Source organism: Paenibacillus sp. FSL H8-0104 (assembly GCF_038050215.1).
Taxonomy (GTDB): Bacteria; Bacillota; Bacilli; order Paenibacillales; family Paenibacillaceae; genus Paenibacillus; species Paenibacillus amylolyticus.
In genome coordinates this window covers 2,187,313-2,206,425 of the sequence record NZ_JBBOTC010000001.1, presented here as the reverse complement: position 1 = coordinate 2,206,425, position 19,113 = coordinate 2,187,313, and the positions used below count along the sequence as shown (strand labels likewise).

At 49.8% G+C, this 19,113-nt stretch carries 22 protein-coding genes and 1 tRNA gene; 2 read left to right on the top strand and 21 right to left on the bottom strand.

All coding sequences use genetic code 11. The features are described 5' to 3' along the window. Positions 1 to 442: 442 nt before the first annotated feature. The 18 genes from NST38_RS31615 to NST38_RS09985 form a co-directional block, all read right to left on the bottom strand. On the bottom strand, positions 443 to 742 hold the full coding sequence (locus tag NST38_RS31615; RefSeq protein ID WP_445933716.1) for a phBC6A51 family helix-turn-helix protein: 300 nt from the start codon (positions 740 to 742) through the stop codon (positions 443 to 445). Positions 743 to 856: 114 nt separating this feature from the next. Continuing rightward, the gene (locus NST38_RS10065; RefSeq protein WP_341343945.1) at positions 857 to 1,399 is read right to left on the bottom strand and encodes a hypothetical protein; all 543 of its coding nucleotides are present in this window, start codon (positions 1,397 to 1,399) and stop codon (positions 857 to 859) included. Between the two features lie 67 nt (positions 1,400 to 1,466). Then, positions 1,467 to 3,548 carry a phage tail protein gene (locus tag NST38_RS10060; protein ID WP_341343944.1) on the bottom strand — a complete coding sequence of 694 codons (2,082 nt, stop codon included), beginning with the start codon at positions 3,546 to 3,548 and terminating at the stop codon, positions 1,467 to 1,469. Beyond that, entirely contained in the window at positions 3,545 to 7,435 is a 3,891-nt protein-coding gene (locus NST38_RS10055; protein WP_341344263.1) for a phage tail tape measure protein, read from the bottom strand. The genes NST38_RS10060 and NST38_RS10055 overlap by 4 nt, the downstream gene beginning before the upstream one ends. A 395-nt stretch (positions 7,436 to 7,830) precedes the next feature. After that, positions 7,831 to 8,067 carry a hypothetical protein gene (locus NST38_RS10050; RefSeq protein ID WP_341343943.1) on the bottom strand — a complete coding sequence of 79 codons (237 nt, stop codon included), beginning with the start codon at positions 8,065 to 8,067 and terminating at the stop codon, positions 7,831 to 7,833. Between the two features lie 48 nt (positions 8,068 to 8,115). Beyond that, positions 8,116 to 8,403, bottom strand: a complete 288-nt coding sequence (locus NST38_RS10045; protein WP_341343942.1) for a hypothetical protein — start codon at positions 8,401 to 8,403, stop codon at positions 8,116 to 8,118. Further along, positions 8,400 to 9,047, bottom strand: coding sequence for a hypothetical protein (locus NST38_RS10040; protein WP_341343941.1), 648 nt, complete (start codon positions 9,045 to 9,047; stop codon positions 8,400 to 8,402). Before NST38_RS10040 ends, NST38_RS10045 begins: the two co-directional genes overlap by 4 nt. 14 nt (positions 9,048 to 9,061) lie before the next feature. Further along, on the bottom strand, positions 9,062 to 9,334 hold the full coding sequence (locus NST38_RS10035; RefSeq protein ID WP_341343940.1) for a hypothetical protein: 273 nt from the start codon (positions 9,332 to 9,334) through the stop codon (positions 9,062 to 9,064). A 215-nt stretch (positions 9,335 to 9,549) separates the two neighbouring features. Continuing rightward, positions 9,550 to 10,254, bottom strand: coding sequence for a hypothetical protein (locus tag NST38_RS10030; protein WP_341343939.1), 705 nt, complete (start codon positions 10,252 to 10,254; stop codon positions 9,550 to 9,552). A 13-nt stretch (positions 10,255 to 10,267) separates the two neighbouring features. Further along, positions 10,268 to 10,720, bottom strand: coding sequence for a hypothetical protein (locus tag NST38_RS10025; RefSeq protein ID WP_341343938.1), 453 nt, complete (start codon positions 10,718 to 10,720; stop codon positions 10,268 to 10,270). A gap of 4 nt (positions 10,721 to 10,724) precedes the next feature. After that, a complete protein-coding gene (locus tag NST38_RS10020) occupies positions 10,725 to 10,937 on the bottom strand; it encodes a cold-shock protein (protein WP_341343937.1) in 213 nt (70 codons plus the stop codon). Beyond that, positions 10,915 to 11,106, bottom strand: a complete 192-nt coding sequence (locus NST38_RS10015) for a hypothetical protein (protein ID WP_341343936.1) — start codon at positions 11,104 to 11,106, stop codon at positions 10,915 to 10,917. The genes NST38_RS10020 and NST38_RS10015 overlap by 23 nt, the downstream gene beginning before the upstream one ends. Positions 11,107 to 11,450: 344 nt before the next feature. Then, positions 11,451 to 11,681, bottom strand: coding sequence for a helix-turn-helix domain-containing protein (locus NST38_RS10010; protein ID WP_341343935.1), 231 nt, complete (start codon positions 11,679 to 11,681; stop codon positions 11,451 to 11,453). A gap of 68 nt (positions 11,682 to 11,749) precedes the next feature. Continuing rightward, positions 11,750 to 13,153: a winged helix-turn-helix domain-containing protein gene (locus NST38_RS10005; protein WP_341343934.1), complete on the bottom strand. Its 1,404-nt coding sequence runs from the start codon at positions 13,151 to 13,153 to the stop codon at positions 11,750 to 11,752. A gap of 15 nt (positions 13,154 to 13,168) precedes the next feature. After that, positions 13,169 to 13,351 (bottom strand): hypothetical protein, encoded by a 183-nt coding sequence (locus tag NST38_RS10000; protein ID WP_341343933.1) that lies wholly within the window; start codon positions 13,349 to 13,351, stop codon positions 13,169 to 13,171. Positions 13,352 to 13,500: 149 nt separating this feature from the next. Then, positions 13,501 to 14,379: a hypothetical protein gene (locus tag NST38_RS09995; RefSeq protein WP_341343932.1), complete on the bottom strand. Its 879-nt coding sequence runs from the start codon at positions 14,377 to 14,379 to the stop codon at positions 13,501 to 13,503. A gap of 462 nt (positions 14,380 to 14,841) precedes the next feature. Next, positions 14,842 to 15,108, bottom strand: a complete 267-nt coding sequence (locus tag NST38_RS09990; protein WP_341343931.1) for a hypothetical protein — start codon at positions 15,106 to 15,108, stop codon at positions 14,842 to 14,844. A 161-nt stretch (positions 15,109 to 15,269) separates the two neighbouring features. Continuing rightward, the gene (locus NST38_RS09985; protein WP_341343930.1) at positions 15,270 to 15,620 is read right to left on the bottom strand and encodes a hypothetical protein; all 351 of its coding nucleotides are present in this window, start codon (positions 15,618 to 15,620) and stop codon (positions 15,270 to 15,272) included. Between the two features lie 361 nt (positions 15,621 to 15,981). On the opposite strand from NST38_RS09985, the gene NST38_RS09980 reads away from it, so the two are divergent. Then, the gene (locus NST38_RS09980; protein WP_341343929.1) at positions 15,982 to 16,206 is read left to right on the top strand and encodes a helix-turn-helix domain-containing protein; all 225 of its coding nucleotides are present in this window, start codon (positions 15,982 to 15,984) and stop codon (positions 16,204 to 16,206) included. A 599-nt stretch (positions 16,207 to 16,805) separates the two neighbouring features. Here the strand turns inward: NST38_RS09980 and NST38_RS09975 are convergent. The 3 genes from NST38_RS09975 to nrdR form a co-directional block, all read right to left on the bottom strand. Beyond that, entirely contained in the window at positions 16,806 to 17,843 is a 1,038-nt protein-coding gene (locus NST38_RS09975) for a tyrosine-type recombinase/integrase (protein WP_341343928.1), read from the bottom strand. A gap of 159 nt (positions 17,844 to 18,002) precedes the next feature. Then, a tRNA-Ala gene (locus NST38_RS09970) sits at positions 18,003 to 18,075 on the bottom strand. A 185-nt stretch (positions 18,076 to 18,260) separates the two neighbouring features. Beyond that, positions 18,261 to 18,728, bottom strand: coding sequence for a transcriptional regulator NrdR (gene nrdR, locus NST38_RS09965; RefSeq protein WP_026081166.1), 468 nt, complete (start codon positions 18,726 to 18,728; stop codon positions 18,261 to 18,263). Positions 18,729 to 18,844: 116 nt separating this feature from the next. On the opposite strand from nrdR, the gene NST38_RS09960 reads away from it, so the two are divergent. Beyond that, positions 18,845 to 19,066 (top strand): alpha/beta-type small acid-soluble spore protein, encoded by a 222-nt coding sequence (locus tag NST38_RS09960; RefSeq protein WP_017689472.1) that lies wholly within the window; start codon positions 18,845 to 18,847, stop codon positions 19,064 to 19,066. The last annotated feature ends 47 nt before the right edge of the window (positions 19,067 to 19,113 follow it).

The window sequence follows — 19,113 nt, the reverse complement described above, 5'->3', positions numbered from 1 at the left end:
GACGTCTACCACTCGCAGACCCCAGGAGTTTATTTTGACGCGTGGATTGTAAATGTACCTGATTGCGGGGAAAATCGGAGGGGCCTTGGGGTCGTCTACTTCACCGCATTAACGCGTAGACTCTTGCACAAAATCCACATATGATGAATATATCTATAGTAGTTACAACTCGGCCTAAACGTTGACAGGACGCGGCTTTACGGCGTTTACGATACATGCGCGTTACCTCCGCCAGCCCCTCCGTTTGCACTATTCCGCATATTATCGGCTCAAATTCGAGCTTATTCCGGTCCCTTCGAAAAGTTTACGGGGGGCTGTCCGCCAAGCGCGAGTTGTAGGAAAAAAGCACCGGAAGTGCAATTTTGGGACACTTTAATAACGCCTAATCCCCGCGCCAGCCATGCGATGATCTCCGTTTTCCTCCAATTAACGCCGGTTTACGTCATCCTACGAGCTTAGTAGCGCGGAGAATGAGCTCGATGTCTTCAACCCGACTAATTTCGTACACTTTACGTTTCGCTCTCCGGAAACGAGCCGCAGCCTTTTGTCTACCCAACTCGCGCCATGCCTTATCGAAGTCCTTGCGTAGTCGCCAGCGGTATAACGTTCGGCGGTCAACCCCACACGCCCGCGCGATGTCATCGAGGTTCGGCGTCGGAACTGTCGTTAACAATTCAATCGCGAGATAATGACGATCATCTAACGCGGCGCGGCGACGCTTCCGTTTCTTCTTCGCTCCCATAGTCTTCCTTCCCCTTTCTCCCTCTCAGTATTGATGAATTAATACCTATTATGTTGCAACGAGTACATAACAAAAAGACCGCCCCGAAGGACGGCCTATGTTGAACTTAGTGCGTTATTTAGTTGCACTAAACTGTTCGATCTCTGTTCGCAGTGTGACGATCTTAGCGTCCAAAGCCTTAATGCGCTCAACGGTTTCCTTATAAGAGTCCGTATCCTGATACTTCAAACCAGTGTCACGGTACATCGGGATCTCCGCGTACATCTGAACGTTGTAATCAATACCTTGCTGTAGGCGCGCGATCTCCGCCTCATGAACCTCGATGGCCTTCTCACGTTGCGCAATCTGTTCCGCTCTCACGTTATCGTCGAATCCTGGTACTTCCATTCCCGGTACTCCTTCCGCGGTACTTTCTAGGTCAACGACTGACCCGCTATATGAGACGTCGTATCCGGAGGACTCGCCAATCTCACGAACCGGCGCGTAAGTCACTCCGTTTACGATTATCGCTTTGTTCTTCGTAGGCTCCCCGTCAATCCTTACCGTTACCTCTTTCGCTACCTTCTTACCAACGAGAGTAGGCGCGGCTGCTAATGCCGTTGTTCCTCCAATTAGTAATACCGCCGCAAGGACACCCGCTGTGATCTTCTTCTTCATACGTTGTTCCTCCTAAATTATGTCTTGCGACCAGTATACCAATATCAGGAACTTAGCACTACAGTATTTACGCAGATCTCGAAGTGGTGAACGTTCCGCCCCAGTTCTGATTCGCGGTATTACCGTGATTGTGGGTAGGTAAAGTTACGTTGTGGGTATGGTTGTTAATTGCCTGCCACATCGAGTCAATTTGAGACTGCAGCCCGTTCACTAAACCGATATCAATTCCGTATGTGAAATTAACGCGGGAGCCAAGCGTAATCGTACCCGTACCTCCAGATAGATATAGACCGTCACGCGCGGTCATGCTGAGGTTTGAAGGCGTACCAATTAACTGCCCGTGCCAGCTTCCTGCCGGATCAAAGAACGCCAAACCGGAGATCCCTTCGTCTGAATCCGTTGCTATCGTAATGCGCGCCCGCCCACTGGTATCGATCGCACGGAATCCGTTCGTATTCAACTCAACACGTCTCCCACTCGCGGCTGTCCGGATTAACGCACCAGTTACGATACCGCCTGTAATCTCGCCCTGTGCGGTGATGTTTCCGGAGAATACGCCGTCCTTCCACGTAGACGCATTAAGATTAGATTCGAAGATATTCGCGGAATTCGCCGTTAATCGATTAGCTGTAACGTTACCTTGCATGTCCACGCGGAAAGGCGCCAGGCTATACGTTGCGTGGCCGGCCGCTATTCCGTTCGTATTGATTTGGTTTACGTTATTTCCGGAGCCAATCAGCATAGATACGAAGCTACCGAACTGGCCGACTACGGTTTCCGCAAGTACGCCGCGCGCTGTAATGGCCGTCCTAGCGGTGTTCCCGCCATCCGTAGAGAGTACGATACCATTCGAAGTCATAATGACTTGGTTACGGGCGTCTGTCTTATCCTGTAGGACAATGCCGCGATTATCGTATTTGATCTCCGTTTTGGATGCGTCCACGTCATGGATCGCCTGTTTAGCGAACGTCTCGAACACTTCCGTCCGGACAAGGCCGCCACTTACGATGTTGCCGACGATCTGCTTCGTCTTGTCGAGATCCGCCATCACTTCCGCGTAATCCTTACGCATGACGTTAGCAATTGTCACCTGAGCATGTTGATCGCGAGCATACGGATACTCCGTGATTTCAACGATACGTGCCGTAATATTGGTGAGCTCCATTTCCGGGTCAACGCAATAAACCGTGTCACCCAAGTTCGGAGCAGCTTCGGATTCATACAGCTTATGGACGTCCGCCGCACTGACAGTCACTTCTAGCGCAGGCACCTCGTTATCGGCAAGCTTCTTACGTGTCTCACGCAGCAGCTCCGTAATGTTCGTAATATTCTGCTCAATCAGTTCCGAGTCATAATACGGAGTGTCAGCCGATCCCCATACGCTCGCGTACTGAGATATAAGGTAGTTCGATTGCAGAATACCATTAACGATCGCGCCAGGAACAGCGGCAAGTCTCACGCGCTCATCCGCGGTCAATATAGTCGCTGGTTGTCCGATCCAGGTACGTCCATCCTTCATCTGCGCGAACATCCGAGTACACAATGAGTCTCCGCTGCTGGAATACGTAGAGGATACGATATTCTTACGGATTCGGTACTGCATGCCATTGTTCGCGCCGATCTTCTTGCGCAAGTGAATGACGAAATTATCCGGATCAACTTCCGCGCCATACATCGAGACTACCGCGTTCAATGCTTCGAGCGCGTTCGTGCGGCCCCAATCCTTTACGTCGCAAAGGTCAAACGTATCATCTACGGAAAAAGTAAAGCGGCCGTTAGTGGCCGCCGTAATGATATCCGTCAATCTCGTAATAGGAACGCCGTACGCTTCTGGGATATAAGAGGAGTATAATACCTTGTAGTCCACGAGCTTGAACATAAGATGCCGACATTGGACTTGCGCGGTGAGCTTCTTGCCGTCTCGCACCCGTTGGATGCTATTGACCACGTAGAGTTGTCCGCGCTCATCCTCGACGTATCCTTTTAGCTGGATTTTGCTTTTGAAGTCCTCCGAGATCATCGGGACAAGGAACGTGAGCTCATCGTCCGAGTTAATTCGGCGCAGCCTTTGTACATCTTGCGCGTCTACTAGGACGCCGATCTTCTTACGGTTCTTGTCGTATGATTGAAGGTATTTTGTATTTATCATACTGCTTTACTCCCCCTTGTTTGGTTTCTCATTGCCATACGTTCCCGCTCCGTGAAGAACAGATCGACGTCCGCTCTATCCGAAAGCGTGAGCTCTGCAACGGACATATCGAATTGGTTGATAATCTGAGGTGCCTGCGCGCCTGCTACGCTGCCAGTGTCGATCATCCGGAACAAGTTACCGATCTGACCCGCGTTAAGAATCATTTCTCCCGCATGGGCAATAACCGGCACTGCCGATCCCGCCGCGCCTTGAACAACTCCGCCGACTTTAAACTGCTGAAGCTTGCCGGTATCCTTCTCGATTCCGTACAACTTACGCAGCTCCTCATTGCGTGAGCTGAGGCGCGCCATTTCCGCAGTATCGCCTTTTGCTTTCGCCGCCGTCCAAGCGTCCTTATTCGCGTTGTACTCGGCCAGGTCCGTATTAGCACCGCCAACCGGAGCCGCCAACGAAGCCATCTTCGCGTTATACTCGGACACAAACGAATCCAATTGCGTAAGTATCTCCGTGTTAGCCGCCGCGTTAGCGTTCTTCCGGAACTCTCCGATAGCCGATTCGATAAACATGATATCGTCTGAATACGCGTCGAATGCCGATTTCAGCGCGTCGTACTTGGCCTCCGTCTGAGTCTTCTCTGCGTCGAATGCGGAAGTACGTTCGTCTTTCTCGTCCTGTAGCGCGGATTTCTGCGATTCCAGCTCACGCTTACGTAGGTCACGCTCATGCTCAAGAATCATCCGGTCACGTTCTTTGATCAGATCCTCGCGTTCCTGAATACCTTCCGGACTCACCGCCGAAGCTAACAGGTCGATGCGCGCATTCTTCTCGGCGAGCTGCGTACCGTAATCCGCGTCGGAATTGTACTCCGCTTCCTTCGCTATGAGTGCGTCGATGGCTGCAATTTTCTCGTCCTGAGCGCTAACAAACGCCTTCTTGCGCTCCTCGATCGCATCCAATTCCGCTTTCTTCGCATCTTCTACCGCTGTTTTCTGAACTTTAACGAGTTCCGTCGCCAGCTTTTCGGTATCCTGCGCGAGCTTTTTACGGAGACTGTAGAGCTGATCCTCGGCGCGCTCGTAATACTCCGAATCCTTCTCATGGCGATCTCGGATACGTGTCCAGGCCGCAATCTTCATCTGAGTAATCTCCGCCTCGGACTTACCGGCCGCTTCCATACGGCGCTCCTCTTTCGTAATCCACTTCTCGGAAGCAGAATACGCATCCGCTACGGCATTTTCGTTTGATTTAACGAGGTCCTTCCGCGCCTGATATACCTGTTCGTCGGCTTTCTTGTACTCCTCGGAATCCTTCTTGTAGCGATCCCTCACGCGGGTCCAGGCTGCGAGCTTCGAATTAGCCATCTCAACCTCAGATTTACCGGCGTCCTCCATGCGACGTTGATCCTTATCGATCCAAGTGGATGAGAAGTCATAACGGGCTTTGACGCTATCCTCCTGAAGCCGCTTGAGCTGTAGGTTAAGAGTCCGCGAATCTTCTACCGTCTCTTTGAGATGTTGCGCATGGGCTTTACGAAGCTTTTCATATGCTTTGATCTGTTGCTCAGCAGACCAATCGTACATGTCGGCCTGATAACGTATCGTGGCAAGATCCGCGTTATAAGCTTTGTCGCGGAGTTCCTTAGCGATTTCGGCTGCAGATTTCTCCTTTTTAGCCTTGCTCGACTTCGCCTTCTTCCCGCCGGATTTTTTCTTATCTTCTCCGCCAAGATTGATCCCACCTACTCCGGCCGTTTTAGTACGATCGAGTGCGGAACCGTCCGTAAGTCCCTGTTTGTATTGCTCAACTTCGCGGATATGCTGCGTCTGATCATACAAGTCTCCAGATAGGCCGCCGAGCTTCTGCTGTACCTGCGTTGCATAATCACCCGCGTTATTCTGGATATGGTTTTCGAGCGTGGGGTTAACGCTGACTCCACCGAGTCCCGTAACCTTCTGCTTCATACCGGATGTCGCACCGGCTACCGCGCTTAGTGTACGGAGCAGCGCTTGATAGTTGCTGATTTGTGCTTCGATAGACGCTTTGTTCGCACGAGCCGTTGCCGCCATATTATCCATGTATATAGCCATCATGCGGGCTGACTCGTTAACGAAGTCTCTCTCAGCGGAAAGATGATCGTCCACGATTCCGATATTGGTCAGGCGCGCCGTTCCTTCGGAATCAATTTCGCGGATGAGGTCCGGGTACTCTTTGCGGAGCTGGTTTGTGAGATCCGTAAGCTCTTGTTTCTGATTTGCGTCCTTATTCTGAACGGCTTCAAGGTTCCGATACCTCGCAACCAATTGTTCCGTCGCCGCTATCTTCTCCTTTTTAACAATGAGGTCCTGGATCTCGGCCTCTTTCATTTTCAGGAGCGCAGGCGTCGAATTATTGATCGCAGTGTTCATCTCTTCAAGCTTGGCAGTCGCGTCTTCTACGCCGTCGTAGCCCATACCGCGCAATTTACCGTCCATCTCTTCGAGCTGATCATTAATCTCGAACATTTCGTTAAGAAGAGCCGGCGTTCCGAGTCCTTCCTTTTGAAGAGCTTCGATCTCGTTGAGCCGCTTTTGTACCTCTGCACGCTTTTCCAGTTCAGCAACCAGATCAACAGTCTGCTGTTGAAGCTCCTGTAACTGTGCAACTGACCTGTCTAGCGGAGATTGTGATAAAGTCTCGTTGAGCGATTTCTGCGCATCGTCGTGCTTCTTCACTGCCTCCGCCGCCTCATTGTTACTAGAGATGAGCGCGGACACTCCTGCCGCTATGAGTCCAATAGCTACTGAGACCGCAAGCAAGACCGGGTTCGCTGTGGCTAATCCCCATAGAGCAACAGACAACGCTCGTATCGCCATCACCCCGCCCATAATAAGAGGTGTCGCTGTTGTAAATGCGATAATAGCGGTTTGCATTGCCGGGTCCAGGTTGTTAAATCCTAGCAATAGGCCCGTTATTTCCTCCGTAACCATACGGACAGCAGGCGCGAATTTATCTCCTACCGTGATACCTACACCTTCAAGCGCGGATGTCATTTCGATAATGGCGCCTTTGAGCGTATCCATTTGGATTTCCGCGATCTCTTGAGCTGTACCGCCCGCGTTTACCAGACTATCCGTAAAGGAATCAAACGAAGCCTGCCCGTTGTTGATCAGCGTAAGGAAACCGGAGGTAGCTTCGACACCCGCGATCATACTCGCCGCTTGCGCTTGCTGTGACTGAGTTAAGCCGCCGAATGCGCGCTCAAGCTGTCCGATTATGTTGCCGAGCGGCAGGAAGTTACCTTGCGTATCCTGTAACGTCACGTTTAACGCGGCAAGGGCTTCGCGCGCTTGCTTCGGTGGTTTTACCAAGCGTAAGAGAATCGCACGTAACTGCGTGCCCGCCATTTCGCCCTGAATACCGGCGTTAGACAAGACACCGACGGCTGTCGCCGCCTCTTCGATGGATACGCCTAGTGATGCGGCAACAGGAGCCAAATATTTCATCCCATAACCCAACTGTTCAATATTGGTATTACTGGATGTCATCGCTTTAGCTAATACGTCGACAACTCTTCCCGTTTCGCCTGCCTCTAGTTGGAAACCGGTCAGGATGTTAGATGCAATGTCCGCAGTCCGCGCAATTTCCATCTGGCCCGCAGCCGCCAAGTTCAAGACACCCGGCATTGCCTGCATAATCTGAGTTGTTTTAAATCCAGCCATAGCCAAAAATCCCATTGCGTCCGCGCTTTGCGAAGCCGTAAACACCGTAGTAGCACCGAGCTCTAACGCCTGGTTACGTAGGTTTTCGAACTCTTCCGCAGTGGCGCCAGATATCGCCTTAACCTTCGCCATTGATTGCTCGAATGTCGCGGCAGTCTCAACCGCCTTTGCAATCACGCCCGCCATCGCAGCAGATAACGCGATGTAAGCGAGACCGAGCGTTTTCAACTCTCCATTAGCGCCCTTTGCCGCTTTCGCGTTCTTCTCCAACCCGCGCGTAACCTGATCTATCTCCGAGCTACTTGCGCCTAATCGTTTCATCTCCGTTCGGACGGCTTCTAGCTGTCTCCGTAGCAAATCCGGATTAGCCTTACGCATACTCGTATTGATCTTCTCAATCTGCGCGGCGGACGCTCCAACTCCGGCAAGGCTCGTATTCAGCGCAGAAAAAGAAGAGGACGCAGTCTTACCCGCGTCCCCTAGCTCTTTTGCCTTAGCTTTGGCTTTGTCCATCGTCTGGTTATATCCGCTAATATCTGCCGTAATAACTGCGCGTATTCCCCCAACGTCTACAACAGCCATTAGCAGCCCTCCTTGTGCATTACTTTTACAAGCGCGATTATTCCTTCGGTTACGACTCCGCGGTGTTCTTCGGTTGATAGGCCGGCCGTTTCGAATTTAGCTGCTGCGCACTCCGCACCGTACCTTAACGTATCTTCTATCTCCTGTTCCGAAGCTGACGTATCCAAGATGCTCAGCATGTTCTCCATGTCCCGGCCCACATACTCATAAGTCAGCAACATAATTTCCTCGTTCATTTAAATTCCCCCTTATAAATAGAAAAGAGGCCCGAAGGCCCCTCGCGTTTAGCTACGTATATATCCATAAAACGTCATGTGCTGCTCGACAGGATCATCTCTGTCAATCTCGACTGTCAGCTCGGTAAAAGGCGCCAGGTTCTCGTCAAAACACTGCCCGATTGGTAACGTAAACTCGTTGAAATACTTTCCGTTCACACTTGTTCTGAATCGAATGCGTGTGTCCCCGTTGTTCCTGATAAATAACGAGCTGGCCGTCCTTGGAAACTTGAAGATTAATTTATCCTCGTAATTGCCCGTGAATCTAAACGGGCTGTGTGCAAATGGTTTACTCATTCAACTTCCCTCCCTTCTGCAACGCTAGATCTATAAATCTTGCCATCACGGTACGCACGCGCTACCTCCTGTTCAGAAACACCGTGTACCTGGCGTGCATTGCCTCGATAATGTAGGGCTGGCTCCGGAAACACTAGATTGCCTCCTCGTTCCAATCGGTTCGCGTTTGTTTCTTGGCCTGTGCTGTGCCAGAGGTTGTAAGATTCCATACGCAACGTGTGCAGACCTGTGACAGCTTGGAGATACGCATACTTGGCGTCCTCGATCGCTTTCAACTTCGCGTCGTAGTTATCGTGAAAGTGTCGATACGCTTCATCGCGAGCAGCTTCGATTGCTTCGTCGGCTAGTGCGATGAGGCGGCCGCTTGCCTTCCCGCTAATAGTCCGCGCACGTTCTTCGGCTGCGGCAATATTCATCGTCAGTTCCGCAACCTTGCGTTGTAGGCCCGTCTCTCTTTGTACGTTCTCCTCAGTCGGATCGGATAGCGTCTTATCTTCGGCTACTACGAGTTGAGCATGTACGTCTTCGAGCTCCGCTCTGAGTTTTGCCGCGCTTTCGTGATGGAGCCCCGCCGCCTTACTAGACTTCGCATGCTCCTCCTGATAAGTCTTGATCGCTGTTTGTACCTTTTGTGGCATCTTCATTTTGTCATTTCCCCTTATCGGATAATTTTGTTGGAGCCGGTTACTATATCCCACGCCAGCCTAAACTGACCGCGCGGGGTCCTTGCCTCTTCTAGTGCCGCCAGACACTCGTCGAACACGCTGGCCTCTTCCGGATTAAGCTCGTCGCCCTTCTTCATCGCGGCCAGCTCGCAGGAGTTGAACCGCTTCATGACGCGCTGAGTATTTCGGCATAGCGATGGGTACAACGGAGGATTGACGCCAAGTAGCTCGAAGCCGACGTCATTTGCGATGTTCTCGTCTAGCACAACGGTAATGTCCGCTACACCTTCCGCCTTGTTCGCCGCTGTCCGGAGTGCTCGTTGGATAGCGACATGTCCGCAGAATGAATCGTCAAATTTTCGCTCACCTCCCGTCAGGAACGTTCCCTGCGCGACGATACCGGCGTAGTTTGCGAGAACGAACGAATAGGCCGCGCGCTTATCATCAGCGGCAGCCGCAATGTACAGTTGGTATCGGATTGTTACGCACTCCCTTCGTTAGCCTGCATGAAGCCTGCCGGATCATTCATCGCTGATCTTCCGATCGGTCCGAGCGCCTTGTCCGCACCAAGTTCAAGCAACGAGTTATACGCTCTTGTCTGGCGAAGTTGCGCGATTTCTTGGAGTGCTGTGCGAGCTTGTACCTGTTCCGCGGTATCTCTGGCGCTCCGCAGGGTTCCATAGATCGTATTAACACCAATCGGGTTCTTCGTATACTTGATAAGCGCGCCACCGAGCTCCGCATAATCTTGCGTCAGGAGATCCGCGAGATATGGATCGTTGACCCCGCGCATGAACTCAAGAAGCTGACCGGCTGCTCGTGCGTTTGCATGAACTTGGAGGTTTGCTTTGAGCTCCGCATACTTCTCGTTGAACTGGCGCAATTCTGTGTCCGGGGGCGTTGGGGGTAATTGCGCGAGGGCTTTGTTAGCTTTCGTTTCGGCTGCGTGGAGTTCGGCGTTAACCATGTTTTGGTTCGCGTTGAGCATGTTAGCGAGATGGTACGCTCCGCGTTTACGGGCTTCATCTTCTTTTTGAATCTTACCCATTGGAGATAGCGTTTTGTCTTCCTGGATTCCCTTAACCTCGTTTTTAACAATGTCGAATATATCTTTTGAGATGCCCACCGTTGTATCTCCGTGAATCATGTTCGTTGCGTACTGAATATGTGTGTTAATGTCTGTCATTTGTATTCCTCCTTTAGATAGCTGCGACTAAAGACTCGCCGCGCTGTAAAGCATCGTTTGCTAATTCCTTGAGTTCAGGTATGCGGTTTTCAATGTTCGGCTTCCAACTAATCCGGATACCTACGTTCCGACTTTCCGCGAACAAACGGACATGCTGCTCATATTGGCGGTATCTTTGGAAGTGCGGCGCGTTCCCTCGTATAACAACGAACTTCGTGCGGCTGTCTACGTTCCGGATAATGTCCTTGATCATGAGCGGTATAACCTGGCGCATGGTAATCGTCTTCGTATCGCGCTCATCATAATGAAGCGAAAGCACTGCGTAAGGCTCATACCATACGGTACCTTCGACGCTAGGGTCACGCTTAGAAAGGCGGACGCCGGCGACAATGCGGCCGTTACCCGTGTTAAGTATCGCGACATGGGCGTATGTGATTTGATCCGGTAATAAACGTTCGTCCATCATCTCGTCACCCTCCGTAAATTAATGTCACCCGTTTTCCGACCGGCCGCCGATCTCCCGGTACGATATCAAGCGCGACGGTATCTCCGACCTGTAGCGTTGTGCCCTCGGTGCGTATGTTCGACGCGTGAACAAACACCGTGCCCTCAATTCCCGCGCAGCTAACGAAGCCAAAACCGCGGTCTATATCGTAATATTCAACTCGGCCCGTGGCCTCCATCGTCTGCACCCGCCTTATGTCCATCAATGAGCGCCAGAATTGCGGCACGAATCTCGGCCTTCTTGATTCCGAAGTTCCTGGTTGGCGCGTGCTCTTTACAGATCTCGATCGTTGCCTTCTCAATCAAGCGGCACAAACGCGGCTGATCCAACTTTACCGCCGTACTCATGATGAAGCTTCGATAAACGTGGTTGTAAATCACCGTCAGAAAATCCTCGCGCTCATAGCTATCGAGCACGTACGGTTCGAATCGAAGAGGTCGGGATGCTCCGTAGCTTATTTCGAACGGTTCCGTAATCATTGCGCCTCAGCTCCTTTATGCTGTTTCCGCGCACGTCCTCCGCGGTACATCCTACGTCCTTTGAGAACGTACAGTCTCAGGTAGCGGCAGTCCTGCGGATCGTCGCGCCATAACTTACAGCGCGGATCAGTTTCGCCGGATAGCGCCATCATAATAGCGCATGTCTTGTCCGGATTGATATATTCGCAATGTCGTGTGTCCTCTTTATCCACTTACGTATTCCCCTCTCGCAATCTATCGAATGTGTCTTGAATAAGACGAAGCTTTTCCATGTCCAACCTGAGTGCCTCTTGTATCTGACGTGCTCTATCTGTAGGAAGTGGGCAGCGGCCTGTTTCTATAAGACTGATGTAAGATGGATCAACATCCAACATTTCGGCCAGGCTGCGCGCGGATACACCTGCGTACATTCGGACTGTTTTGAGGTTGTCTGCGGTAATCATTGTGATCTTCCTCCTTTTTGCGGACAACAAAAAAGCAGAGAGCCGTTCGCTCCTGCCTGGTTAATCCGTTATGATGCACTGACGAGTGCTGAGTATTGTTTTCTTGGTAATATTCCTCGGAGTTGCTTTTCATCGTAAAAGAAGCGCAAGCACTGAGGCAGTGTTTCCCCACTACTAACGTCCATTACCGGCGATTCTTCTTCGGTATCACGGAGTGTCATCCGGTACACGTTTGGCTTCTTCTCAACCGTGCCGCGTACTTTCTGATCTCTCTGGATGACTTGAATGATTCCCACGTTCTCAAGTGTGGGGAGGTTCCTCCATACAGTTGTCCGGTTCATTCCTGTTGCCTCCGCCATTTGTTTCATCGACATGTAAAAAGCTCCCGTCTCGCCCGCCCACCGTTTAGAATGAATCAGTACCGCGTAGGCAAGCGCCTTGTGATTCATGGACGGGCATCGCTGCATGATCTCGTCGATTTCCCCGAACCTGACTGTGATATCGCGATGTTCGACGCTGAGCGTTTGATTATTGTCGAATACGTAGTTGACGCACTCCCTCAAGTCCTTTAGGCAAAACTCCGCATCCGACTCGTAATACTTCGTATCTTGCCATTCGAACCACTCCGTTATGGCTTCAACCGCGCTATCCCGGTCTACTCCGTTGTGGTTGAAGAGGCGCGCCAGCATCAGAAACGATTTATGACGTTGGCCCGGCCCGGTCAGTCCGTTGTTGTAACGTTCAGCCGCTCGGCTCAGTGTGTAACTCTCCGTCTGTTCGTACGTATCGAGCATCGTGTGGCCGCTAATGACCGTCTCCATTTCGGAAGCAGCCTCGATATCTCGCGCCAGATCCTCCTCGTCCTGAATAACCGCGAGCAGTAACGTATGGTCCGTCTTCTGAATTGCATGAATGTATTCCGTTGACTCTTCCGGACTCATAACGCGGAGCCCGTCCTCAACGAGACAGAACCCGCAATATTTTCCGGTCTTTTGGTGCGTGCCGATCGGAAGCTTAACACCTTGGGTTCCGGACGGACGGTACTCAACTTCGCCCCCGGACACGTTGTTTAGATCCGCGATCCTAACGATGTGGTCGAAGAACCGACGTGATGTCTGAACGTGAATGGCTTTATTGAGGAAAATATCAACGTGGTACCCCTTGCCGCCACTGAATGAGACTGCGTAGTCTTCGATTCCGACTGAGACTAGCGCCGCGGTAATCTTGTACGTTACCCACTTCGCCATTGCCTCATCTCTAAAGTCCACATCGAACGTCATGAATTTAGTGAAATGCTCTCCGCTGAACGTGCCGATTGTTGCCTTTCCTTTTAGATGGTTTTCGAGATGGTAGCGTCTCAGCGCTTTGCTTCGGTCAGAGAATGTTCGGTATCCTCCGCCTTTGAACTGAATGAGGTAGTGGTTATTTTGAATGATGTACAACTCGAATAAACGGTCAATTAAATCCGGCATCGGCACGTCTCCTCTCTAAAGGTTGAGTTTGTAAAACATGAATCCATTCAGGCGGATTATACTAACGATTCCGGCCTCTTCCAATTCGGATACGCCTTTCTTTGCCTCCTCTACGGGCAGACCTGTCATGTGTGCTAAGTCCTCGTACGTGGCAGGAGCGTAACCTGCAGGTACTTTAATTGGCCGAATCATTGTCATTTGTTTTCCTCCTCAACTAAATTAAAATGAGTAAAAGGCAAAGAAAAATAAGCCGCCCGTTCCCGAGCAGCCACCTTCATAAAAGTTTATTCAAATGCTAGTTGCTTCTTTTCTTCCCGTCACTATTGTCGAGTCCATACACCCAAAGTTTAACACTTTCTCATGAATTTCAGAGCTCGACTCAGGCTTGCTTCGTGTATTCCAATCCGCGCAGCCATCTTTCTGTTGTTTAAAATGTACATTCCTTCCTTATCAACCGCATAATCCTTCCCGTCGTATTTACGCATGTCCACCTTTACCTCCTCTGCAATCTGATCGAAAAGTTTCCGCTGTCTCACCGATAACCTTCGATAACGACCTGGAACATAATCTCCCAATATCGTGTGCTCAACTTCACTGCTGAACGTTGGGTCTACGTGAATTGTTTCTCCTCCCCTACGGACGCGGCGCATCCCTTTTGTCTGGATACGGTAATACTCACTCCGGGCTGCTTGGTTAATGTACCGGGTCACTTCCCTCGGTGATCGTGATAAATCAACCCGTTTAAAAGCGTACTCTAAAGCTTTGGACATGTCCGCCCAGTGTTGCTCGACTATCCTTTCTTGAATCTCGATCGCACGCCCAGCCGCGCCGGTATTTATTCTTTTGTAGGCCAGATCGGCGTCTCTTATTGAATAACCAAAATAGTCCGCCATTTCCGCGCGGTGCTCCGGATAGTTTTCAATTGTTACGTCAACTCCGAACCAATCTCGGTACGGGCCAGCGAAGTCACGGTAAAACATACGCAAGTCTTCGTCATTCCCTTGAATGTTCGACTCGCCGCGCACCTTGCCGTCGTTGAGGCGGTATTTAATCGTACGGAGCCTTCCCGTAAGTAACCCCAGACAGGCCAACGCGACAAACTGTTCGGGGCGTCCTTCTGCGGGCACTTTCCGGTAGAAATCGATTTTCATAGCGTCCTTGACCATTAATAAGGCGGCTATATCCGCACCAACTTGGTAATCCTCGATAGCCTCCATAAAATCCATTCCTGATGTCCTCCTTAATAGGAAGCGACAGCCACCGTTAAGCAGCCGCCGCGTATTCAATTGTGGGTACCCGGGTCTCTGTTATTATTCAACGTTGATGTGTGCCAACCTCTTCGAAAAAACTTTTTCATCATTTTGGAACCAATAGAACACCTGTTCCGTATTACCTATTATAACACAAGCAAGACGATGCCTGAACCGGATAAAACCGGCCGCCTTACAAGTTGGAGAAGCAGTTCCCGCTGTCCTCCGAAAGAATCTATGTGAAGCGATGTGCCTGAGGGAGTTGCCGATCCCCACCGCGAATGTTCTAAGAAAAGCCGGAGTCGTTGGCGCGAGACCGGCGAAAGTAAATCAGTATTAAACGTCTGAATGGCGATCCTCCCGATTGGCGTCAGAAAGTACAGACTATCCGCATAGCGATCCGCCAATTAGCGTTGACGGTACGGATAAATAAGAGAATTAGGCGATTGCTTCAACGGTTAGAGGAATTTTCGAGACAATGAATCCGAGGTTGTCCGCCTGTTCCAACGTGACATAAACTGTGTTCGCGATGGATCGGCGGTCTATTTTGGTTAGGATGCGGAAGAATGCGCCAGGTAACACAACGATCTGCTGGCGACGGCGGTTACTGTTAGGATGGAATGATTCGTCAATGAGCGTAACAATGAAATTACCGGTGCGATGATCGCGTACATAACCAATTTCAATTAATGTCGTTTTTTCCATGGATGCCTCCTCGGCGTTTTTAGTCCGCGCGACTATTAAGTAGAAAGCAAATAGATATCGTTACAGTACGCCGTTACTTGATATTTGCGGATGACCGCGACCGTCCGGACATAGTCCGTAGGTTTCGTCTGGCTCCGCGCACAGACTCGTCAGGCGGTATGTTAACGTAATCGTTCAAGCTTCAAATTAATATCTCCTCGGTCTGTCGTCCAAAGCAACGTGTTCAATAGAAAGTCCAACGCCGACATACTCTGTAGACGCTCTATGATAATGTCTATAAGTTCGCGGCCATCACCTTCAACATTCGCGATAACCATTCCACCCGACTCACCGTCGACGTATAAGTGATCCATGTTAGTTTTATGTACATGTCTAAGCCATAGTTGAGAGTCGTCCACGATAAAGATGAATCTTTCATTGAGAACGTAACCTGTGTACAGAGCAAATTCCCACTCATTATCAAATGGACCAAGGACCGCAGAAGCCAATTCCAATTCCGCCCGGCCTCTCATGCTACGATCTCCTTCGTAATAATAATCAGGCAGTAGACTGCGCGAAGTAGTTTCAGAAACCTCCGACCGTAGGCGTTCGATTTAATATTGTTAGACGTAGTTTGATTATTATTGACGGTAAGTTGCATGTTAGGTATCCCCTTTTCAAATCATATTTTTAAAGTAACTCGAATGTTGGATTAAGTTTCACGATCTCAGACCGGGCCACACTATCGCTTGATAATGATGAAACCATTTGGTACGATACTACGTATAAGATGTTAACAGGTTATCTTGTCAACTAGTTTACTTGATTACTAATATACATCCCTGCGTTACTCTTGTCAACTAGTTTACTACATTATTTTTTGGAGGAATTTTTGTGGCTATCCGATTCTCACTCGATAAGATAATGAAGGATCGCGGACTCGAACAGAAAGACGTTGTTCAAATCACTGGAATAAACCGGAACACCGTAAAGGCTCTCGCGCTGAACGCTAACGCACGGATTGACTTTCCTACGCTGAATACGTTATGCGTAAAGCTAGGTGTATTGCCTGGCGATTTAATCGAATACATACCGGAAGACAACGAAGAGGGACGCTAATCATGCGTCTCTTTCTTTTTTACGTGGAATTATCGTGTATTAAGCGTGTTTAGGCTCCGGTAATAGGAACGTACCCGGACGGGCTTGGCGCGCTATATGTACGGTGATCTTACGGGGATTCTACGTGATGTAACGACGTCGTTACATGTTGCGACGTCGCAACAAACCCGACGATGTCGTCGCATTCAAAACGGACGACGTCGTCCGATATAAACCCCTACCAAGTACCGAACCCTGAGGATGTCGCGACATTTGTATACCTGGGCATACGTTCCAACGTCGGAACATTTAGTGACGTCGCCTAACTAGGTTCCCCACATGGGGATGTATCGACATCGATACGTAGTCCACGACGTCGTGTGATTTGACTAGCGCGGGAGTGGCGGATTATACAAGAGGGAGAAACCTGGCGACGTCGCCAACTCTTGAAATTACGCGGATATGCGAAATAAGTAGTTGCAGCGATGCGCTCCCGTAACGAAAAAGCCCGCGAACGGAAACGAGATCCGCTGCGGGCAATAATGTACTCGTTGCAACATAATAGGTATTAATTCATCAATACTGAGAGGGAGAAAGGGGAAGGAAGGGCCCCAGTGGGCCTACCGTTTAGTCTTTCTAGGCTTTTCCAGCTTCCCAATAACCGCGTTCAATGGGGAGAACTCGTCGTGGTTCTTCTTCACGTTCTTGTCAGATAGGTGGGTATAGTGAGCAGTCATACGGCCGTCCGCGTGACCAAGAATCACTTGCAAATGACGTTGTGAGCCGCCTTCCTCAAGAAACAGCGTTGCCCCCGAATGCCTCAGTAAATGCGGATATACACGTTTCTCAATTCCCGCCCTATCCGCATATTTCTTTAATTGGTGACGGAAGTGATTCGGAACCAACCGTTCCCCGTAATTATTAAGGAATATATACTCACTTCCAAACTCCGTTGATTCACGGATTAACTCTTGCATCAGCTTAGCAGTTCGTTTTGTGATCGGCACAATTCGAGGCTTACGCGTCTTGGTCACTTCGCGTCGTAAAGTTGCACAACATGCGGTGAAGTCTACGTCAGTCTTTCGTAATGTTAACGCCTCGTCTACGCGTAACATTCCGTCAATTAGGAGATTTATCACAACGAAATCACGGAAGTCGCTGTATTTGCGCTGGTTTGGCGCTTTGAGGAGGTCGTTCATTTCCTCCGCGGTAAGTACCTCAATATCCTTCCCAATGTCCTGTACGTTCTTTAAATACGTAAACGGGTCTGCTTCAATTACTTCCTCTTCTTTTAGAAACTTAAACATCGTCTTCATATTTTTAATGCGCGTGTTAATTGATTTCGGAAGCAGTCCCACAGTGCGAACAGATTCCGGAACGTTACAGTTATCACTAAACCTCCGTTTTTCATCACGTAACCAAATTATGTAATCACGCCCTACTTCAACGTTGATATTCCGGATGTCACGAATGATCTTACGCTCGTCCAGAAATTCGCAGAAGTAATTGTAATTTTGTACGTATGTCTTTAGCGTATTCTCCGCTCGACCTTCCGACTTCTTCGCTTGGTAGTAATAATCGAATAAATAGTCTAACGAATGTTGTAAGCGCGTTGATGTGCGCTCACTCTTAATTGTTCTTCCTTTTCGTTTATCCATTCCATACCGTCTCCTTCGATAATAATTACGGTAAGAAAACGAGGGATTAGGCGCGTATATCTGCGATGCGTGGAGCGTATATCTGCGAGGTGTCCACGTTAACAGTCAACGTCTAGACAAACGAAAAAACCCGCTATATTAGCGGATTCTCTACGAGTATGGAGCCTAGGGGGATCGAACCCCTGACCTCATCGCTGCCAGCGATGCGCTCTCCCAGCTGAGCTAAGGCCCCAGGATATGAAATAGATAACTTGTCCAACACTGCTACGTTCCACAGGCGACTCCTATATCATATAAAATCCAGCTTTCGCTGTCAATCACTTTCTCAAGATCCAAAGTGATTGGAGAAGAACAACCGATTTCTCTGGTACACACGGACTGGAACTCCAGACTGCTCTTCTCCCTTTACCAACTTCACTAATCCTCCAGATTGTCTTTGGACAACAGGGATTTCAGTTCTTTCATGAACATATTGATATCTTTGAACTGGCGGTATACCGACGCAAAACGGACATACGCCACTTCATCAACTGGAAACAACTGTTCCATCAATAACTCACCAATCTGGCGACTCTCCACTTCAGCATCAGCTGTATTACGCAGAGATTTCTCCACTTCAGATACCATCATCTCCAGGGTCTCTACGGAGACTGGACGTTTCTCACAGGCACGAATAAGCCCACGGAGAATTTTGTCCCGGCTGAACTCTTCACGACTGCCATCTTTCTTAATGACGATCAGTGGAGTCTCCTCAATCATCTCAAACGTTGTAAATCTTCGGGCACACTGCTCACACTCACGGCGACGACGAATGGATTTTGCTTCGTTGGCCGGACGCGAATCAAGCACTTTGGTACCCATATAACCGCAATAAGGACACTTCAAAACAGATCACTTCCCACGTTTTACTTTTTACCACATATTCCCTGTACTGATTTTGTAATGAAAAACGCATTGCCGACACATAATACTTTTACCAACCCGCGAGGAGGTGAACAGCAATGGCACAAAGCAATGGTAACTCCAACAACTTGGTGGTAACTAAAGCTTCCGCAGCACTCGAGCAAATGAAATATGAAGTTGCTCAAGAACTCGGAATCAGCATCCCACAAGACGGATACCAAGGTAACATGACTTCTTACGAGAACGGTTCGATCGGTGGATACATCACGAAGCGTCTGGTAACAATTGCAGAACAGCAATTGGCAGGTCAATACCAATAATATCTGCATCGTAATACGCTACACAGAGGAGCATGGAGCGGCCGGTG